Here is a 21,106-nt window from a genome sequence, read left to right as displayed (position 1 = left end):
ACTGTAAGCTATACGCAATAAGCTTATTAATTGGAATAAAGAAAAATCGCAGTAGACTGCCTAAAGCCTAAAGCTTACTGCTTAAAGTAAAAAATAAAGCAAATAAAAATGAATTTAAATCAAATACAAAACGTTTATTTTATTGGTATTGGAGGCATCGGAATGAGTGCCCTGGCCCGCTATTTCAAATATATCGGGAAACAGGTTTCAGGTTATGATAAAACGCCATCAATGCTGACAAGTGAATTGATTGAAAGTGGTATTGATATTCATTTTGAAGATAATATCAATTTAATTCCGAGTGATTATTATGTTGAGAATACGTTAGTGATTTTTACGCCTGCGGTTCCAAAAACACATTCAGAGTGGAATTATTTTATCGAAAGAAATTACGAAATTAAAAAGCGTGCCGAGGTTTTAGGAATTATCACCAAAGACACTTTTAGTTTTGCAGTTGCTGGGACGCACGGCAAAACAACGACATCAAGTATTTTAGGTCATATTCTATATGAAAGCGGTGCAGATGTTACAGCTTTCGTTGGCGGAATTGTAGAAAACTATAATTCGAATTTAATTGGAACCGGTAAAACGGTAACTGTTGTAGAAGCAGATGAATTTGATAGATCGTTCTTGCATTTGCATCCAAATATCGCTTGTATAACCTCAATGGATGCAGATCATTTGGATATTTATGGGACTAGTGATGCGATCGAGGCTTCGTTTGTGGAATTTGCTTCAAAAGTTGAAGATAAAAGCAATCTTTTTATCACTAAAGAATTGCCTTTAGAAGGAGTTCAGTGTGCTATAAATGAAGATGCAGTATATCAGGCTTATAATGTTCGAATTGAAGACGGAAGTTATGTTTTTGATGTGCAGACGCCATCAGAAATTATGAAAGATCTTCATTTTGGATTGCCTGGAAAACACAATTTAATGAATGGATTAATGGCTATTGCGATGGCAAAAACTTTTGGCACCCCGACCGAGTCTATTGCAAAAGCCATTGCTTCATTCAGAGGAATCAGAAGACGTTTTTCTTATCAGATTAAATCGGATAAGTTGGTTTATATAGATGATTATGCACATCATCCGACAGAAATAAATGCTGTTCATCAAGCAGTTAGGGAATTGTATCCGGGAAAGAAAGTGCTGGCAATTTTTCAGCCACATTTATTCAGCCGAACAAAAGATTTTGTGGATGGATTTGCAGAAAGTCTTTCGCAGTTTGATGAAGTATTTTTAATGGATATTTACCCAGCACGTGAGTTGCCAATGGAAGGTGTTACATCAGAATGGTTGTTGGGAAAAATGACAAATTCGAACAAAAAAATTGTTGCAAAAAATGAATTATTAGCGCAAATCAAAGCCAGTGATGCGCCAATAATTGTGACAATAGGAGCTGGAGATATTGGAGAAATGGTGCCATCAATTAAACAGATGCTGAATGAAAATATTTAATTGGACAAATATTCGATTAGTACTCATTTTAGGGCTTGTACTTTTTCTATATTCTTTCGCGCAACATCGAAATGGAGATAGAAAATTGAAGAAATCTATGGTTGTTTTTGTAGGAGAAAATGCTCTTTTTGTAAAAGCAGAAACGGTTAATAAATTGTTGATAGAAAATAAAAGAGACGCTTCCAGTATTAGAAAAGATGAACTAGATTTGAATAAGATAGAAAAAACCCTTGATACGCAAGACATGATTGAGAAGTCAGATGTTTTTGTAAGTATCGATGGAGTTCTAAAAGCGGTAGTAAAACAGAAGACACCAATAGCGCGAGTTTATGATGGTGATCAATCTTTTTATATTGACTATGAGGGTAATAAAATGCCCTTGTCAGACAATTTTACAGCGCGAGTTCCTCTTGTTTCAGGGGCAATAAATGAAAAAAATAACGAAGATTTAGCTGCTTTATTTCGCACAATTTATGACGATGCGTTTTTGAAAAAAAACATCATTGCAATACAAATTATGCCTAATGGCAGCCTAAAAATGTTTAATCGAAACTATGATTACTTCATAGATTTTGGTAGAACGATGAATGTTGATAAAAAATTTAGAAACTATAAAGCGTTTTTTCAAAAAGCAGTTTTAGATAGTTCGTTATACAAATACAATAAAATTGACCTTAGGTTTACGGAACAAGTAGTTTGCACAAAATAATAGAAAATGGAAAAAGATAACATTGCAGTAGGTCTAGATATTGGAACGACAAAGATAGTTGCCATGATAGGCAAGAAAAATGAGTACGGCAAATTGGAAATTTTGGGTATTGGAAAATCCAAAAGTCTGGGTGTTGCGAGAGGAGTTGTGAACAATATCACGCAAACTATCCAGTCGATTCAGCAAGCGATACTTGAAGCAGAAAACAATTCAGGTTATAAAATTAAAGATGTTGTTGTGGGTATTGCCGGACAGCACATCAGAAGTATTCAGCATACAGATTACATCAGCCGTAATAATCCAGAAGAGGTTATTGGCGAAAAAGATATTCAGCTTTTAATTGATCAGGTAAATAAACTGGCTATGTTGCCGGGTGAAGAAATTATTCACGTTTTGCCACAGGAATTTAAAATTGACGGACAATCTGAGATTAAAGAGCCAATTGGTATGTACGGCGGAAGATTAGAATCTAGTTTTCACGTTGTAGTAGGACAGGCTTCATCCATCAGAAATGTTGGAAGATGTATTCAGAGCTCAGGAATCGAATTGTCAGGATTGACTTTAGAACCATTAGCTTCGGCAGACGCAGTTTTGAGTCAGGAAGAAAAAGAAGCAGGTGTTGCCTTGATCGATATTGGTGGCGGAACAACAGATTTGGCCATTTTTAAAGATGGAATTATTCGTCACACAGCAGTTATTCCTTTTGGAGGAAATGTAATTACAGATGATATTAAAGAAGGCTGTTCGATAATTGAAAAACAAGCAGAGCTTTTAAAAATAAAATTCGGATCAGCTTGGCCGGGGGAAAATAAAGACAACGAAATTGTTTCTATTCCTGGTTTAAGAGGAAGAGAGCCAAAAGAGATTTCGCTTAAAAACTTATCTAAAATTATCCATGCTCGTGTTGTGGAAATTATTGAGCAGGTTTTTGCCGAAATTAAAGCTTACGGACACGAAGATCCTCGCAAAAAATTAATTGCAGGAATCGTTCTTACAGGTGGTGGAGCTCAATTAAAACATATTAAACAATTAGTAGAATATATTACTGGTATGGATACCAGAATTGGATATCCAAATGAGCATTTAGCAGGAAATTCAAGCGAAGAAATTTCGAGTCCATTGTTTGCAACAGCTGTTGGTTTAGTAATGAACAGTATTGAAAATAGTACACAGAGTGCTGTTAGAATGGAAATAGTAAATGAGCAGCCAAAAGTAGTTTACAGAAATGCACCGCCGCCAGTTCAGCAGCGATACGAAGTGGAAGAAAACTACGTTGAAAGAGTAGAAACTATTGAAGAACCTAGAGAAACAAGAACGAACAAGGTTGAAGCAGAATCTACAGAAACCAAAATAAGGAGATCATTTTTTGATAGATATGTCGATAAAATCAAAGATTTTTTAGACAACGCTGAATAAAATATTAAGAGAAAAGGAATTACTATTGGCCCCAAGTCAAGAAGTAAAAAATGTACTAAATAAGAATTAAAAAACCAAAAAGATGATGAGCAACTCAGAATTTGGAAGCATTTCATTTGATTTACCAAAAAACCAATCAAATGTAATAAAAGTAATAGGTGTAGGCGGAGGAGGCAGTAATGCTATCAACCATATGTTTAAACAAGGTATTAAAGGCGTTGATTTCATCGTTTGTAATACCGATTCACAAGCGTTGCAAAACAGTTCGGTGCCTAACAAAATTCAGTTAGGTATGAATTTGACAGAAGGTCTTGGAGCAGGAGCAAACCCTGACGTAGGACAGCAGTCTGCTATTGAAAGTATTGCCGATATTGAAAAAATGTTAGACCGTGGTACTAAGATGGTATTTATTACCGCCGGTATGGGTGGTGGTACTGGTACAGGTGCTGCTCCGGTTATCGCGCAATTAGCAAAAGAAAGAGAAATCCTTACAGTAGGTATCGTGACGATTCCGTTTCAATTTGAAGGGAAAGTACGTCAGGAACAAGCACTTTTAGGAATCGAAAAATTACGTAAACAAGTTGACTCGTTAATCGTAATTAATAATAATAAATTAAGAGAAGTTTACGGAAATTTGGGTTTCAAAGCCGGATTCTCTAAAGCAGATGAAGTTTTGGCAACTGCCTCTAGAGGTATTGCTGAAGTAATTACGCACCATTATACTCAAAATATCGATTTACGCGATGCTAAAACAGTTTTAGCAAACAGCGGAACGGCTATTATGGGGTCTGCGGTGTCAGAGGGAGAAAACAGAGCTAAAGATGCGATTGTATCAGCATTAGATTCTCCATTGTTAAATGACAATAAAATTACAGGTGCCAAAAACGTATTGTTGCTTATCGTTTCTGGATCTAATGAAATAACGCTTGACGAAATCGGAGAAATCAACGATCATATTCAGGCAGAAGCAGGTTACAACGCAAATATTATCATGGGAGTTGGTGAAGACGAAACTCTTGGTGAGGCTATTGCTGTAACTATTATAGCTACTGGTTTTGACGTTGAACAACAAAACGAAATCGTTAATACAGAGCCAAAGAAAATTATTCACACGTTAGAAGATGAGCAGAGAAGTGTTCATAATTTAACGAATAAACCGCTTACTTCTTTTGATTTAAATGCTGAAACACCTACTGCAAAATCTGAGGATAAAGTTGTTTTTGATTTAATGGAAGATACGGTTGCTCCCGTAGCTCAAACTCCAGTTGTTCCAGTAACACCTCCAACAATCAATCAAGAAGAGTTGGTAGTGATGTCTGAGTTTATTAAGAATCTTGATGTGACTTTTGAAATCGTTTCTCCAATAACAGATATTGATTTTAAAATTTCAACTCCAGAAGTGCAGGCTTTTCAAGAAGTAAAACCTGTACAGCAAAGAACTTTTGAAAAAGAAGAACAAACTACTTTTTCATTTGATTTGCCTCTTTTTAGATCAGAGCCTGAAGTTAAAAAAGAGCCAGTTGCTGAGCAGGAAACTAAAATTATGTTTGAGTTAACAAACGAAACACGCAATATTAAAGTAAATGATCCAGTTTCATTTGTTCCAGTAACAGAGCTTTCTGATAACGGAATTATCAAATATTCGTTAGAAGAATATATGGAAGTGGAAAACGATTTAATGGCTTCAAAACCAGTTGAAAAAGTGGTTGAAGATGTTGTTCCTGAAGAATTAAACATTACGTTGAAACCAAAAGTGGATTTTGCAAGTCAGCCTGACTTTATAACAACTGCAGAAGCTTCTCCAATGGAATTAACAATTGAAGAAACACTTCGTTTAAGAGCTGAAGAAAGAAGAAAGAAACTAAAAGAATTTAATTATAAATTCCACAATAATGTTTCCAGAATTGATGAGCTGGAAAAAGAACCAGCTTATAAAAGATTAGGAATTGATTTATCAAATTCTCAATCAAACAATACCAATTCAAGAATTTCTGTTGGAACAGATAGTAATAATGATTTGCAATTGCGTTCAAACAATTCATTTTTGCACGATAACGTAGATTAATTTTAAAATCATAATATTAGGATAGCCCGAAAATTGGATTTAATTTTCGGGTTATTTTTTTTATCTTCGCACTGAATTTAGAAATTTGACTTCCTAAATAGGTTTTTAAAGTGAATCTTATTGTCAGTTCGAGCGAAGTCGAGAACAAATTCCAAATTAATATATCAATTAATAGGCATTTGCTTATTTTAAATAAAACACAAACATGAGTTTACAAATACAAATCATGGAAGAGATTAAAACTGCCATGAAAGCTAAAGATACTGTTGCATTAGAATCATTAAGAGCGATTAAATCTGAATTATTATTAGCTTCAACTGCTTCAGGTTCTAAAGAAGAATTATCAGAAGACGAAGAAATTAAATTACTTCAGAGATTAGTTAAGACTCGTAAAGAGAGCGCGAGAATCTTTACAGAACAAAATCGTCCTGACTTAGCTGAACCAGAATTGGCTCAGGTTGCTGTGATCGAGAAGTTTTTACCAGCTCAATTAAGCGAAGAAGAAGTAGAGGCTGTAATTGCAAAAATTATTGCAGAAACAGGAGCTTCTGGAATTGCTTCAATGGGTAAAGTGATGGGATTGGCATCTGCTCAATTAGGCGGAACTGCTGAAGGAAAAACCATTTCTACAATTGTAAAGAAATTACTTTCGTAAATAATTTTAGATTTTAGAGTTCAGATTTTAAATTGAATCTGAATTCTAAAATCATAAATCTAAAATAAAAATGACCTCGTAGTTCAACTGGATAGAATATCAGATTTCGGCTCTGAGGGTTGGGGGTTCGAACCCCTCCGGGGTCACTATAAAATTTGAAAGCCTGTAAAATATACATTTTGCAGGCTTTTTTTATTGGTTTGAAAAAACTTTTTTATATTGAAAGTTGAAAATGGAATAATAAAATACTTTGATCAATAATAAAAAGAATAAATAGCCATTTTGATGACAATAATAGCAATATTTTTTCCATCCCTTTCTTTTTTATTGAGAGGTAAAGTTTTTACTGCCATAATCTGTTTAATTTTACAGATAACTTTAATTGGTTGGATTCCTGCTGCAATTTGGGCAGTGATTTCTCTACAAAATGCAAGAGCAGATAAGCGTAATGAAAAATTGATAAAAGCTATGAGAGCTAAGTAAACACTGAACTCTCATGATTTACTTATTTTTCAGAGCTTTTCTTTGGCCTTTTTATTAGAAAGTAAAGCGATACAACAAAAACAACTATGTAAAGAATTGCAAGCGCCGGTTTTTCAAATTTTAGCGTTTCAAAATCGAATTGCTTAAACAATGTTATGCCTAAAATGGTTACTACAACTAGTAAAGTAAATGATATTGGTCTTTTATTTTCCATGTTTTAAGGTTTTATAGATTGGTCAATTAGCTAAATATAGAACATGTTATTTATTAAATATTCTCATTGTTTTTGAATTTTGCTTGACTAATATAGTAAAAGTTTTACAAGAAACCATTCATTGTTTTTATATTGAGAATAAAAAATGGTTTTATAATAAGAAAAAGGACAAAAAAGAGAATTTCTTTTTTGCCCCATTTTGATTTTGTTCTTTCGAAAATTACTTTGTATTATCCAGAAAAGTATCAATATAATTCACAACTAGATTGACGTGTTCGTGCTGTGGACCGTGCCCCGTTTGAGGTAGTACAATTAATTGTGCAGTAGGCAATTGTGTTGTAAGCGGATACCAGTTTTCTACAGCAAAACTAATATCGTGATCTCCAGAAATTATTAAAATTGGTGTTTTTGTGGTTTTTAATTTATCTCTGTAATTTTCTTTGTCTTCTGTTGCGTTTTCTCCTCCTGCAAAATACAGCTGAAAAACATCCATAGTCGAGGGAATTTTAGAAACGTCAATTCTTTGTGAAATTCGGTCGTGAGAAGCTTTTGCTGCTTTTCTGCTTTCTTCAGATTCAGGTTCGAAGAAGAGTACAATTTCATCATCGAGATCATTTATTGGTTTTAAAGCATGATCCAGAAAAGATTGTTCTAGCGGAACGACTCTTTTTCCTGTTGGTCCCGTTCCTAACAATACAGTATGCGTAACCAGGTCAGGATATTGGTGCGTCGCAGCTTGCGTAACCAGCCCGCCGTAAGACCAGCCTATAAAGATGGCTTTCTCAATTTTTAAATAATCAGCTAGATCTTTTATGTCTTTAGCAACTTCTTTTACATCTGTAGGCAAAGTTCCACTTGAATAACCAATTCCCGAATAATCAAAAGTAATTACTCTATACTTCTCAGCAAGCAAATCCAGAAATAATGGATCCCAAGTATCAATTGTTCCTCTAAATCGGTTTATTAAAATAATGGGAGTTCCATTGCCTATTGATCTATAAGCAATCTTTCTGCCCGGTAAATCAGCAAATTCTGTTTCCGAATTATAAGCAGTTGTTTTGTGTGCATTCATAATCTATAAATTTATTGCAAACTTCAAAAGAATCGAAAAATTTGAGTTATTCTATTTTTTGAGTTTTAGTTAATAATCAATAAAAAGAAAACAATTTTAATGCCTTTCGTAAATTATTTCAGCAATCGGCATTCACAACATTTGGGGAATATTTTTTTATTTTATTTCGCTAAAAAAAATGAAATTTAGCGGTATTTAGAAAAATCATATTTCAATTGTACTTCCTATTTTAGGCAAAAACAAATTAAGATTTGCATTTGTAAAAGCATCGGTCGCTTTTTGATGATCCATCATAATAAAACCAAAAGTATCATAATGAACGCCCAATATTTTATTGACTTCAACAAGTTTTGAAGCTTCAATCGCTTCTTCAATTCCCATTGTTAAGCCGTCGCCAATTGGGAATATGGCAAAATCTAGTTTGGTGAATTTCGGAATCAATTTCATATCTAAGGTGAGCGCTGTATCGCCACTATAGTAAAAATTTCCATCAGCAGTTGTCAGAACAAAACCGCAGGCAATTCCGCCATAACTTCCGTCCATAAAACTGCTTGGATGCTGGGCAATAACACATTTTACTCTTCCAAAATCAAAATCAAATTTACCGCCGGGATTAATTGGGTGTGCATTTTCGATTCCGTTTTTTAAGAGCCAGTTGTAAATTTCAAAATTGCCTAGAACTTTGGCACAGGTATTTTTTGCAATTCTTTCAACATCGAGTATATGGTCGTAATGTGCGTGCGAAATAAAAATATAATCGGCTTTTATTTCGTCAACGTTAATATCTTTTGCTAATTCATTTGGTGTGATAAAAGGGTCAAAGAGGAGGTGTTTTCCATTAGCCAAAACCGAAAAACAAGAATGCCCATAATAGGTGACTTTCATGATGAAATGCTTTAGAGATTAATAATTATATTATAGTTTAACACTTTAATAGTCAAATGATATGCCGTTCATTCTTCCAATATTTTTTCAGTATCAACAGCATTATTTTCCTGATATAATTTTTGACCAATTTTGCCCTGATCTCCCAACGCACGTCCTTTTATAAGCCAAGCAATTCCGAAAGCAAAAAGCGCAATGGTTTCGAAGATTAAAGTTGAATAAGCAAATAGCTGGAATTTTCCTGAAATGGGCACCAGAATCAAAGAAATTAAAATCGTATAACCGCAAAATTTATAGATGTTATTTTCATTTAAAATGCTTTTGGGCGTTCTGGTTTCATTTGCCTGACCAATCGTAAAAACATTGATAGCAAGCAAGGCCAATATCAAGAAAAAAACGCCAGCAAAACCGTAATGAAGCCAACCAAGCCAAGTTTTTGCTGATGGAATAAAAGTGTATATTTTTTGAGAAAAATCACCTGGATTTGTCGGAATCAAAGCGACACCAATTGCCATAATTCCAGCAATATTGGTCAATAAATTATCGTTTTTCCAGATGGAAGTATTTCCGTGACCTTTATATCGAATTAAAAAAAGGCCAACAGCGCACAAAGTTCCAGTAAAAATTTCCCTAAGATTTGTGTAATAATAATCGCTGATAGAAGGCTGAATCTGAGTTTGAAAAAAAGAAATAAGAGAAAAACCAACTAAAAGAATGGGCAGACTTATTCCTAAATAGCCAATCGCGCGTCTTATACGTCTATAGGTGAAAACATCATAACTTTCTATTTTAACTTCTTTAGCATTTATTTTCATAACGATTTCATTTAGGCAATGATAAAGTTATGAGAATATTTTGTAAGTATTTGATAATTAGTGATTAATAATGTTTTCAATACGCGGATTATACGTCATTTTTGTCATTTCGAGGAACGAGAAATCTCCGCGAGTAGCTCTACAAAGATTGACGATTTAGATGAAGGAGTTTCTTGCGGAGATTTCTCGTTCCTCGAAATGACAAGCACGCGCTAGCAACATGCAGAAAAAATCCGCTTTAACTCGTTTTAATCTGTGTCATCCGTGTTCCATTAAAAGCATTTAAAGGTTATTTTCTAGAAAATAAATTCTCGACAACCCAAGCCGGGCCAATCAATAAAAACTGAAGATCTTTTAAGAAAGATGGTTTTTTGCCTTCAATATTATGACCATAAAATTGTCCGATCCATGCAATAACAAAAACGCCAATTGAAAACATCCATAACGGCACAAACTGACTGATGTAATAATTTGCAATTAGACAAATTGCTGAGAAAATGGCAATTTTAACCGCCATTGCAACGGATAAGCGAATATAAAATACAAGAACAAATAGCAAAACAACAAACGCCCAATTTTCGATAATTGGAGAATTAAGTTTTAAAGTGTTTGCGATAATCCCACTCGGAATACTCATTAGCAAACCCACAATAGAAAAATAAATAGCTGGAACACAAATGTAGTGTATCGCTTTGTTTTTTGGGTTTTGGTGGCTTACAGCATATTCTGCAAACCATTGATCTAAGGTTCTCATTTTTGTGGTTTTAATAGTTAGTTATCGTAAATCTAATGAAATTTCTTTTACAATTACGGTATGAAAAACAATAACTAAAAAATGAGAAGTTTTCTGGTTTTAGCTTTCTTGGCTCATTTTATTATATTCAAAAACATTATCCCACAATTCATCAATTTTAATTAATGCATCGTTTAGCGAAATTACACTCCATCTTCCGTTGATTTCAATTCCGAGACCAATGTTTTTCAATTTCAATAAGGCATCATTCACGTCAAAATCTAATTCGGTATTTAATTTTGTTTCAAACCAAGATTCTATTTGTGTATCCAGTTCTTCTGCCGTAAGCGGATGAGGGCTTCGATTTAAAAAAGAATAAGCTAAAATGGTTTCTTTTAAAACTTCTTCTTCAGATGAGTTTAAAAGCGAATAAAAAGCGCCGCTGTTGTTTCCGAGGTTTTTGAAATACAAACTGTCTGAAAGAATTTTAGAATACCTTATTTTTTTGTTTACAAAATTGTTGTATTGGCGGAAACAATAAATTGATAAAATTCCTAAAGCTATTAAACCTTGATTTAGTGACGTTTTACTGTTTAGCAAATCGATGGCTTCGCCAGTTTCATAAGCATTATACATATTAATTAAGGCCGGAATTACTTTGGCGCTCAATAATGAAATTCCACCAAAAATTCCCGGAATCCACAACAGCATTTTATCCTTCAAAGACATTCTCGGAATGGCATTTGGGAAAATTGTTTCAAGATCGTTTTTTGGAACCCGTTTAAAGATTTTTAATCCGATAGAACCCGGATCAATCGGCATTTTTCCTAATTTGACTTTCTTTTTGGTCAAATAATCAGCATCACTGTAATTCAAATAAATCAATACGCGATCGTAGTACTCGATTTCAACTTCTTTCTTCCAAAAAATATATTTCGAAATCTTTTCTTTCGCTTTATGCTGACCGCGCACGTATAGTTCGTAATCTTTAAAAGCATTAAAATCAATTGACAAATCCAAACCAATCAAGTCCGATTCTGCAAAAGCAGTTTCTAAAGTGTCTTTATCAATTCTGTGGTAATTACCGCGTTCTAAAACCGTTTGCAATGTTTCTTTAAAGATCGAAAAATCACTTTTTCCAATGAAACCTTCGCGCTCTTTTTCGCTTAAATCGGGATCAAATAAGGCGTAATTTTGTTTTAGATTTTTATTGAGATTAAAAGATTCGTAATGATAATAATGCTCAATTATTTCGAATAGATTTCTAAAATCAGCAGCTTTTTCTGTATCAGCAGCAAAAGCAGTAATTTGTTGTTCGAGTAAGAATTCCTTGTTGAACGGAATATAATGTTCGCGTGTCATATTGATTTTGGGACTTAACTTGTTCTTAGGCATAGAACTGCAAAGGTAGGAAGTTTTAATAGCTTCTCCTATTTGATTGCAGTGTTGCAGCAAGTTTTAACTTTCCGAAAACAAGAAACGTTTTATATTATTTTCAAAAAAAATGAGATTTCGAATCGTTGGGAGCGACCTGAAATCTCATTTTAGCGTTCAAAAAAAATAACATCATTTTACTAATTTGCCTCGCGGAAATTATATTCTACAGTAAAAATTATTCGGTGGCAATATTACTAATTATTAAAATGGAGGCAATGCGTATTTATACGTGTTTTTTTTGCTAGCGCGAGCGTCTCGCTCGTGACTACTATGTGTTCACAAGAGCGATGCTCAAGCTAGCAGGAGAGAAGGATAGTTTCTACTCTTAATAATTATCATAAAAGTAATTTATAATTTCCATTTCTGTAATTTCGAAGTCATCAAATATATGTACTAGATTAAAAATCCCTAAAGGATATTCAGATACCTGAGCTGCAAATCTTTCGATGTTTTTTTTATCTGTAAAGTTTATATCATAAATTTTTTCAATACCCATTCCTCTATCTTTATCTATGGAAGATATTTCAATGTCGCATAAATATTTATTATTTTGATATGTGATAAATAGGCCTTTAGTTTTTTCTTTATAGCCAATAATAATTTTTTCAAATAATAATTGAAACTCCTCAATACTTTCAATATTAAATCGTTCTTGATAAAAATTAGCAAAATGTTTATTTAAATTATCATCAACTTCAACTACAATTTTATCTGAAACGATAACATTTAAAATAGTATTAGGCATTACGATATATACAAAAGATTTTTCATTATAATTTTCTATAGTAAGCTTTTTGATAATTTTAATATGCTTATTTAAGTATGATATTATTTTCTTTAATTGTTTAGTTTTCATGTTTTATTTTTTTAAACAGTTCAATGTTTGTGCCTCTCACAAATATAATGTAACTTCCATTGTTTTCTATAATTATATCATTGCCACTTGTCTTCGCTATTATTCTACCATTTTGGCGAACGATATTGTCTTCCATAACTGGATACATTCTTCCATCATATTTCATGGTTGGTTTTTGAACTTTTTCAATTCCAGAATAAAAATCTTCAATTTCTTCTAATTTTGTATTTATTTGTGCCAAAGCTTCTTCAGCATTAGTACATTCCATTGAGATTTCTAAAGTATGATAATAAGATTTTAGTCTTTCATGTTTACTAAGCACAGTTCCAGGTTGCTTTAAAGGTGGTATATCTGTAATATTATCTAAAATTTCTTTTAATCCCGGCATAATATTATTTTATTATTGATGATGCTGTACATAATTCGTAAGGTATGGGTGAAAACTATTTTTTTGAATTTTCAGTTTCTATGATTATATTTTTGTTATCGCATTATTTGTAAATCTTCTTTTTAATTTCTTCTATCCAATCTAAATTATTTCGATTTGTAAAAAAAGGTTGTTTTGCTAGCTCGATATATTTTTTTGCAAAAAGAATTTTATTGAATCCCTCTTTATCGTCAAAAAAGTCTTTTAAAACCTTCTTTTCTTTGGTTGTTAAATCAAAAAAATCTGTAGAATATTTTTCATCAATTTGAAATTCTTTTTTTGAGTATAGATCTGAAATTTCCGAATAATTTATGTTAAATTCTTGAAGAGTATGATAGAAAATTAAAGGATCTAGGCAATCTTCAATTTCTGTTGGCGGGCTCATTAATGCATTATTAACGTCTACCAAAATAGATTCATCTTTTCTTAAAACTAGTCTTTCAAAAATTAAATTTTTGTCTTTAATATATTCTGAAACATCAATTCTTTCTTTGTCGGTATCAATTAAACAAAATACTTTACCGGTAATTATATAGTCAGGATCTTTTATCGGTGTGGTTAAATAACTATATATTTTTTTTACTTCTTTAAATCCTCCGACAGGTAAAACACGAAGATTTTTTTCATTTATTTCGTTTTCAAAATAATAATCGAAATATATTTTTTCAGACTGTCCTTCACAAATTATCCAATAATATTGATTGTCCTGCATTATTGAAATTATAATTGATTGAACTAGATCATTGTAACTTTTGATGTTATAATCAATGGGTAAAGGCCCTTTATGAAGTTTTTTTGAATGAACTAGATTTTCACGGTAATTATAAAGATTTAGAAATTTATAACTTATTTCGTTTTTATTGTTTTTTGTGATTGCGGTTGCACTTCCGTTAGTAATAATAGGTAAAAAACCATACCAATGGGTAGATACTAAAATTTGATGATTATCTTTACTGATTTTTAAAAGCTTATCAAATTGTTCATAGCAATTTGATATATGTAATGATGCCTCTGGTTCGTCAATTGCTAAAATAATATTGCTTTCACGATCATTGTTTTTTCTTAAAAAAGAATATGCAACATCTATTAATGCTTTTCTTTTTTCCCCTGAGCTAAGTTCTGTTACAGGTATAGATTTTGAATTTTCAATTTTTTTATTCAAGACTTTAATAGAGAAGTAAGCCTCAATAATTTTTGAGACTAAATCAGGCATGGTCAAATTATCTTTGTAATATCCTTTGTAATGATATATTTCTAAAACTTCTTCAATTTCTTTTACAAACTTCCCTAAATCCTTATTAATTTGATTTATTGTTTTTTGTGTAATTGCTTTTTCAATTTCTCTTTGAATATTTTTATCCATTAATTTCTGCATATCTTGTGTCTCAAGCTTAGTGTAAGTCTGAACATCAGTTTCAACAGGAATGTATATATAGGAATAATGAGAATTTATATATTCATAAAATCCTTTAAAGTATCTTTGCAACTCAGTATCTTCATATTCCTTATTCGGGGTGTCATTTATAAAAGAAAGCTGATTATGAAATGAACCAAAATATATTCCAGGATCATTATATTTTTTACCAGCAAATAATAAGAAAAAGTCATCAGGATTATAATTATTCAATAATTCACTACGATGTTTATCAAAATCTCCTCTTCCTTTAAAAGTTGTTTTCCATAATAAATCTGATAATAATTTAGCTTTATTAAACTGTTCTAGATCGGGTTTAGTTTCCTTTCTTAATTTATCTTTATGAATTAAAAAGACAGGAACAATAAAAGGAAAGTTGTCCCCACTAATACCATCTGATTTAGCTTCGTTATTTATCGGCCAATCTGTTGCACCTTTTTTATTAAAACAAAAATCAAGGGCTTCTAATACAGAACTTTTACCGCAGCCGTTTTCTCCAATAATACTAGAAAATCCTACACCTTCTGAAATGGGTAAATAATTAATTCCTTTATATATTTTAAAGTGTCTTAAAAAAATCGATACTATCATTTTATTATTTAAGTTATTTTTGTTTATCAAGAATACTTATAGTAAGTATTTAAACAGATTTAAATTAGTTTCAGTAAACCTGAGATTATAATTTACAATCAGTTTAACAACAAATATCCTTTCTCAATTATTCCTGTCATTACGGAAATCCATAATTCAAAAAAATATTTATTCCCAAAACAATTATACCACTAAATAAATCTCAATCACCAAGTACTAATACGTGATTTTTCTAAATGAGTAAAGGCGTCAAATTTTAACTTTGTTTTTCATAGCAAACTTTAGCTCAAAATCAAAAAGCGCAAACATCATGAATGGTTTGCGCTTCTTTTAAGAAAACTATTTGGAAGTGGGTAATATCGTAAAAAATAAAAGTGAGACTCATAATCGCTGGCGATTTGTTATCTCACTTTATGCCCCAAAATTTAGTATAAACATTCAAGGATTTTCAACCTACCGAAAATCATGACCAATCTTTACAATTTGTTTATAACACAAGTATAGTAATTAATAGAGACTGAGCACCAGGTATTTATACGGGATTTTTGTTAATAGTTTTGAGGCTTATTATCTAATTGTCAAATTAGCTAATTGCCACATTTTCTAATTGTTTGAATGAAAGTTTTTTCTTAACTTTAAATTACTCAAATCTAGGTGATTATGGTAGTGGAAGTTTTTAAAACAAATGTAAAGAAAGAGGCAGATAAAAATTATGTTATTGCCGTTATTCAGACCCAGTTTCCAGATTATAGAATTAATTTTGATCTGGAGGACTGTGATAAGATATTAAGGGTAGAAGGTGTTGATCTTGAATGTGATAATATAATTGATTATGTACATTGTCTGGGTTATACATGCGTGAGATTGGAATAGAGTGTAGAGAATAGAAAAGCTTGGGGCTCGTCTAGTATTATTTTTTACATTTGTGTCCTATGAAAAAAGCATTCCAACTCTTCGATTTTACTCAAAAAGTCAATTATAAAAATGAAATTTTAGCCGGTTTAACTGTCGCTATGACTATGATTCCGGAATCGCTGTCGTTTGCTATTTTGGCTGGATTTCCGCCTTTGGTTGGTTTGTATGCTGCTTTTATCGCCGGATTGATTACAGCAATTTTTGGTGGAAGACCGGGAATGATTTCTGGCGGGGCAGGGGCAACGGTAATTGTTTTGATTGCCTTGATGAAATCCCACGGAATAGAATATGTTTTTGCTGCCGTTGCACTTGGCGGTGTGGTTCAAATTTGTATCGGGCTTTTTAAACTTGGAAAATTTATTCGATTAGTTCCACAGCCTGTAATGTTTGGTTTTGTAAACGGACTGGCAGTTGTGATTTTTATGTCGCAGCTGGAACAGTTTAAAACTATTGTCAACGGCCAGATTTCTTGGCTTCACGGAACTCCATTATATATTATGTTAGGATTGGTCGCGCTGACGATTGCAATTGTTTTGATTTTTCCTAAAATAACAAAAGCTGTTCCGGCTTCTTTAGTGGCAATTATGGCTGTTTTTGCTTTGGTTATTATATTTAATATTGAAACCAAAACGGTTGAAGACATTGCTTCTGTTCAAGGCGGATTTCCTCCTTTTCATATTCCGAATATTCCGATTTCTTTTGAGACTTTTAAAATCATATTTCCATATTCAGTAATTGTTGCAGCTGTTGGTTTGACCGAAGGTTTGCTGACACTGAATTTAGTTGATGAAATTACAGGAACACGCGGAAATAGTAATCGCGAATGCATTGCACAAGGAAGTTCGAACATTTTAAACGGTTTCTTCTACGGAATGGGCGGTTGCCCGATGATTGCACAGACTTTAGTAAATCTAGGAGCAGGCTCGCGTGCCAGACTTTCGGGGATAATTGCATCTTTGACCATTTTAATAATCATTCTTTTTGGAGCTCCCGTTATTGGGAAATTGCCAATGGCAGCTTTGGTAGGCGTAATGATGATGGTCGCAATTACAACTTTTGAATGGGCAAGTTTCAGGATTATAAACAAAATGCCGAGACATGATATTTTTGTTGGAATTTTGGTTGCTTTAATTACAATTGTATTGCACAATTTGGCTTTGGCGGTTTTAATTGGTGTCATTATTTCGGCTTTGGTTTTCGCCTGGGAAAGCGCCAAAAGAATTCGTGCCAGAAATTTTATTGATAAAAACGGCGTAAAACATTATGAGATTTATGGTCCTCTATTTTTTGGATCAATAACTACTTTTATGGAGAAATTCGACATTCAAAATGATCCAAGTCACGTAATCATTGATTTTAAAGAAAGCCGTGTTTCTGATATGTCAGCAATTGAAGCACTGAATAATTTGACAAAAAAATACAATCAGGAAAATAAAAAGATAGAGTTACAGCATTTAAGCGAAGATTGCAGGCAGTTACTGAAAAATGCGGATGCTGTTATAAAGGTAAATGTAATTGAAGATCCTACTTATAAAGTGGTGTCTTGATTAGAAAATGTGGCAATTTGAGAATTAGATAATTGACTTACGACATCCCAATTTTCTGTAAAGACACATTGCAGTGCGCATTATGTGTACCTATAATATATGACAAACCTGATAGGTTTTTAAAACCTGTCGGGTTTATTTGTTTAAACGTTATGTGAATGTCAGAGGTAGATGGACTTTAGTACATATCTACAGAAAATACAATTCCAAAATAAAATTATCTGATTATCTAATTGGCAAATTATCTAATTTAAAAATAGTCTTTCCTTCCTTAATGGTTTCTAAAACCTGAATGTCAATAATTTTTTTTGGATCGATTTTTAAAGGATTTTTATCCAAAATAACAAAGTCAGCTAGCTTTCCTTTCTTGATAGAACCTTTGGTGTTTTCTTCAAAATATTGATAGGCAGCCCAAGAAGTAAGAGATTGCAAAGCATTATAAGGACTAATTCTTTCTTTATGGCCAATTACATCACCAGATCTGCTGATTCTATTGACTACAGAATACAAAATCATAATACTGTTAGGAAGCGCGACAGGAGCGTCATGATGTTCTGTAAATTTCATTCCTTTTTTTAAAGCAGTGGCAGCTGGAGAAATGCGATAGGCTCTTTCTTTTCCGAGTGTTTCATCGCGGTGCCAGTCGCCCCAATAATATGTATGCATCCCAAAAAAAGAAGGTATAATTTTTAAAACTTTCATAGAATCTAATTGATCAAAACGGACTGTTTGCGCATGTATGGCAACAGATCTTCGGTCTTTTCCGCCGTACAAATCAGTGGCATTACGAATAGCTTTTATATATTCATCAATTGCAGCATCGCCATTGCAATGCGCTAAAATCTGCCAGTTATTAGCATACGCCGAATCGACTAATGAAATAGCGTCTTCTTCTTTGGGAAAAGCTGGATATCCTGAATAGGTTGTGGGTTTACCTGGAGGAGGAATTTTGTATGGTTTAGTAAGCCAAGCCGTTTTTCCTTGTGGAGAACCATCGAGAGAAAGTTTTACTCCCGCAATTCTAAAATGATTAGTATAGTTTTTTTGCACCCCATTGGCTTTCATATATTCCATTTGAGTTTGTATATCTGGATATGCAGCGACATCTATTGAAAGCTTACCTTCATTGGCTAGTTTTTTCCATGTATTACATGCATCACTACTTGCACGGCCTTCCTGAGCAGTAGTAAATCCGAATTTGGTATAGGCTGCGATGCCGGCTTCTGCAATTTTTACATTTGCAACAGTATCGAGAGTTCCCATTATCTTAAAAAGCGGTATAAACATTGCCATTTCTTCGAGAACTCCATTTGGTTCCTGAGAGCCTTCTTTTCTTCTAATAAAACCGCCTGCAGGATCTTTCGTTGCAGCTGTGTAACCAGCTAATTCTAAAGCTTTATGGTTCATCACCGCCAAATGGCCAGATTGGTGAATAATCAAAACCGGAACAGTAGTTGAAACTTTGTCTAAATCATCGGCAGTAGGAGGTAATTTTTCTTTTAATTGTGCATCATCGTAGCCAAAACCAACAATCCAGCCATATTTTCCAACTGCTTTGGAATTTTTACTTTTCCATTCATTTAAAAGGGAAATGATTGTCGAAATATCGTTTCCTGTTCCATCTGGTGCTGGAAGTAAATTTGCAGATACAGCCTGAAAACCTGCATTCCAAACATGTCCGTGTGCATCAATAAAACCCGGAAGGATGATTTTGCCTTGTAAATTATTCATTAGAGTTTTGTCACCATGAAATTTCTCGGCTTCAGCTTTTGTTCCAACAAACAGAATCTTACCATCTTTTACCGCGACTGCTTCTGCATAATTTGGTTTGTCGCCTTCCATAGTTAAGATATCGCCTCCAAAATAAATTGAATCAGCCGGATTGGTAATTTCTTTTTTACAACTCACTAAAACTAATATTAATAGAAGGAAAGGGATTTTTCTCATTTGTGTTTTTTTAAATGAAGTAGTGAATGATTTTTACAATACTTCTTAAAGTTAGAAAATATAATAATACATTAATGGTTTATTTTCAATGAATTATGTTTTGCTTTTTAGAATAAAAAAAGCCGAACAGAATTTTCTGTCCGGCATTTTCGTTTAGCGTGTTGTTGTCGAATTGTTTTATTGGCACATTATTTCAACATATTTTCAACTTCGCTGAACTTTCCGTCGACTTCTTCGATTTTTAATCCCAAAATATGCGCTATTAAAGGATAAACTGAAACATTCTGGAATGTTTTGACCGTTTTATCAACCTTAAAATTTGGACCTTTTGCATAAAAAATGGCGTGCATGTCTTTTTCATTGTTGTCATAACCATGCGTTCCGCCTTTTACATTTTGAGATTTTTTGGATACTAAACTCCAGCCTTTATCCGCTTCTATAACAAAATCATGCACACGCGGATTGGTTCCGTAATGAAGTCTTTTGGGAACTTCAGTTGATTTCCAAAAATGAATATGAGGTACTTTTTTCAAAGCATCTGCAATTGAATCTTGATAACCTGCTTTTGCCTGAAGACTCATAATTGGGTTAATTACATCTTTGTAACCCAGCCATTCTGGTTTTAAATAATCTAAAACAGCCACTTTTTTATCATCGCTTATGTTAGCCATCCCGTGATCTGAAACAATAATCAAATTGATTTGTTTTCCAATAGCAAGTTGATCTAATTTTCGGGATAACTCGCCCATAATCGAATCCATTTTGATGACCATTTTTTTGTTTTCTGGCGAAAGCGGACCATAATTATGTCCCGTATGATCAGGTTCATCAAAATATAAAGTAACCAAATGTGGACGCTGTTTTTCTGGAAGCTGTAACCATTTTAAAACGGTATCAATTCGTGCTTCATACGGAATTTTATTATCGTATTTTTTAAAGTAACTGGGATTTCTTTTGTCAATATCAGAACCAGGCCAGAAGAATGAAGCCGTTTTTACACCTTGTTGTTCGGCTAAATTCCAAATCGGATTTCCGCCATAAAATCTTGAATCATTTTTTGCATTGCTTGACAATGAAAATGATTCATTTAAAGAGGCATCATAAAAAACATTATTGATAATTCCGTGATGATCTGGATAAAGGCCAGTAACGATTGAATAGTGATTTGGAAAAGTTTTGCTTGGGTAAGAAGGCTTCATTGATTTAGCATGAACACCTTCTTTTTCAATCTGTTTTAGATTTGGAAGATTGAATTGCTTACCGTAATCCCAGCGAAATCCATCCATAGAAACTAAAACGACGTAAGTATCTTTACTGGTTTGGGCATGTAAAAAAGTACTAAGAACTAAGAATGTAAAAGATAAAAGGTCAGTGGTGAATTTTCTCATTGTGCAATTTTAAATAGAAGAGCAAAGGTAGAGATAAGAGTTTTTTTAAAGAAAAAGAGAATGTTAAGTTTCCTAGGAA

General features: G+C 33.0%; 19 protein-coding genes and 1 tRNA gene. 9 read left to right on the top strand and 11 right to left on the bottom strand.

The genetic code is table 11. The features are described 5' to 3' along the window. Positions 1-108: 108 nt before the first annotated feature. The 7 genes from murC (at position 109) to EV145_RS18940 (ending at position 6,786) form a co-directional block, all read left to right on the top strand. A complete protein-coding gene (gene murC / locus EV145_RS18970; protein WP_133526768.1) occupies positions 109-1,458 on the top strand; it encodes a UDP-N-acetylmuramate--L-alanine ligase in 1,350 nt (449 codons plus the stop codon). Beyond that, the gene (locus EV145_RS18965) at positions 1,445-2,167 is read left to right on the top strand and encodes a cell division protein FtsQ/DivIB (protein WP_133526767.1); all 723 of its coding nucleotides are present in this window, start codon (positions 1,445-1,447) and stop codon (positions 2,165-2,167) included. The genes murC and EV145_RS18965 overlap by 14 nt, the downstream gene beginning before the upstream one ends. A gap of 6 nt (positions 2,168-2,173) precedes the next feature. Then, positions 2,174-3,583: a cell division protein FtsA gene (gene ftsA / locus EV145_RS18960; protein ID WP_133526766.1), complete on the top strand. Its 1,410-nt coding sequence runs from the start codon at positions 2,174-2,176 to the stop codon at positions 3,581-3,583. A gap of 82 nt (positions 3,584-3,665) precedes the next feature. Beyond that, positions 3,666-5,648 carry a cell division protein FtsZ gene (ftsZ, locus tag EV145_RS18955; RefSeq protein WP_133526765.1) on the top strand — a complete coding sequence of 661 codons (1,983 nt, stop codon included), beginning with the start codon at positions 3,666-3,668 and terminating at the stop codon, positions 5,646-5,648. Positions 5,649-5,853: 205 nt separating this feature from the next. After that, positions 5,854-6,303: a GatB/YqeY domain-containing protein gene (locus tag EV145_RS18950; protein ID WP_133526764.1), complete on the top strand. Its 450-nt coding sequence runs from the start codon at positions 5,854-5,856 to the stop codon at positions 6,301-6,303. A gap of 72 nt (positions 6,304-6,375) precedes the next feature. Continuing rightward, positions 6,376-6,449 (top strand) — tRNA-Arg (locus EV145_RS18945). Positions 6,450-6,588: 139 nt separating this feature from the next. Next, on the top strand, positions 6,589-6,786 hold the full coding sequence (locus tag EV145_RS18940; protein ID WP_133526763.1) for a YqaE/Pmp3 family membrane protein: 198 nt from the start codon (positions 6,589-6,591) through the stop codon (positions 6,784-6,786). 22 nt (positions 6,787-6,808) lie between these two features. Here EV145_RS18940 and EV145_RS18935 read toward each other — a convergent pair whose 3' ends face one another. From EV145_RS18935 to EV145_RS18895, 9 genes are all read right to left on the bottom strand, one after another. After that, positions 6,809-7,000, bottom strand: coding sequence for a hypothetical protein (locus EV145_RS18935; RefSeq protein WP_133526762.1), 192 nt, complete (start codon positions 6,998-7,000; stop codon positions 6,809-6,811). 220 nt (positions 7,001-7,220) lie between these two features. After that, positions 7,221-8,072 (bottom strand): alpha/beta fold hydrolase, encoded by an 852-nt coding sequence (locus EV145_RS18930; RefSeq protein WP_133526761.1) that lies wholly within the window; start codon positions 8,070-8,072, stop codon positions 7,221-7,223. Positions 8,073-8,276: 204 nt separating this feature from the next. Beyond that, positions 8,277-8,957, bottom strand: a complete 681-nt coding sequence (locus EV145_RS18925; protein WP_133526760.1) for a metal-dependent hydrolase — start codon at positions 8,955-8,957, stop codon at positions 8,277-8,279. A 68-nt stretch (positions 8,958-9,025) separates the two neighbouring features. Next, positions 9,026-9,772, bottom strand: coding sequence for a hypothetical protein (locus tag EV145_RS18920; protein ID WP_133526759.1), 747 nt, complete (start codon positions 9,770-9,772; stop codon positions 9,026-9,028). 289 nt (positions 9,773-10,061) lie between these two features. Further along, on the bottom strand, positions 10,062-10,526 hold the full coding sequence (locus EV145_RS18915) for a DUF962 domain-containing protein (RefSeq protein WP_133526758.1): 465 nt from the start codon (positions 10,524-10,526) through the stop codon (positions 10,062-10,064). 99 nt (positions 10,527-10,625) lie between these two features. Further along, entirely contained in the window at positions 10,626-11,867 is a 1,242-nt protein-coding gene (locus EV145_RS18910; protein WP_133526757.1) for a TMEM143 family protein, read from the bottom strand. Between the two features lie 400 nt (positions 11,868-12,267). After that, positions 12,268-12,798, bottom strand: a complete 531-nt coding sequence (locus EV145_RS18905; protein ID WP_133526756.1) for a hypothetical protein — start codon at positions 12,796-12,798, stop codon at positions 12,268-12,270. Next, complete coding sequence (locus EV145_RS18900) at positions 12,788-13,186, bottom strand: hypothetical protein (RefSeq protein ID WP_133526755.1); 399 nt, start codon at positions 13,184-13,186, stop codon at positions 12,788-12,790. Before EV145_RS18900 ends, EV145_RS18905 begins: the two co-directional genes overlap by 11 nt. A gap of 103 nt (positions 13,187-13,289) precedes the next feature. Continuing rightward, on the bottom strand, positions 13,290-15,230 hold the full coding sequence (locus tag EV145_RS18895; protein ID WP_133526754.1) for an AAA family ATPase: 1,941 nt from the start codon (positions 15,228-15,230) through the stop codon (positions 13,290-13,292). A gap of 660 nt (positions 15,231-15,890) precedes the next feature. On the opposite strand from EV145_RS18895, the gene EV145_RS18890 reads away from it, so the two are divergent. Together EV145_RS18890 and EV145_RS18885 are read left to right on the top strand one after the other, a co-directional pair. Further along, positions 15,891-16,103 carry a hypothetical protein gene (locus tag EV145_RS18890; protein WP_133526753.1) on the top strand — a complete coding sequence of 71 codons (213 nt, stop codon included), beginning with the start codon at positions 15,891-15,893 and terminating at the stop codon, positions 16,101-16,103. A 59-nt stretch (positions 16,104-16,162) separates the two neighbouring features. Beyond that, a complete protein-coding gene (locus EV145_RS18885; RefSeq protein WP_133526752.1) occupies positions 16,163-17,692 on the top strand; it encodes a SulP family inorganic anion transporter in 1,530 nt (509 codons plus the stop codon). A 225-nt stretch (positions 17,693-17,917) separates the two neighbouring features. Here the strand turns inward: EV145_RS18885 and EV145_RS18880 are convergent, their stop codons facing one another. Continuing rightward, positions 17,918-19,639, bottom strand: coding sequence for an amidohydrolase (locus EV145_RS18880; RefSeq protein WP_133526751.1), 1,722 nt, complete (start codon positions 19,637-19,639; stop codon positions 17,918-17,920). A gap of 188 nt (positions 19,640-19,827) precedes the next feature. Further along, the gene (locus EV145_RS18875) at positions 19,828-21,027 is read right to left on the bottom strand and encodes an ectonucleotide pyrophosphatase/phosphodiesterase (RefSeq protein WP_133526750.1); all 1,200 of its coding nucleotides are present in this window, start codon (positions 21,025-21,027) and stop codon (positions 19,828-19,830) included. Positions 21,028-21,106: the final 79 nt, after the last annotated feature.

It is taken from the genome of Flavobacterium sp. 245 (genome assembly GCF_004362055.1).
Lineage (GTDB): Bacteria > Bacteroidota > Bacteroidia > Flavobacteriales > Flavobacteriaceae > Flavobacterium.
The sequence above is the reverse complement of the archived record's forward strand: the minus strand, read 5'-3'. Positions and strand labels throughout refer to the sequence as shown.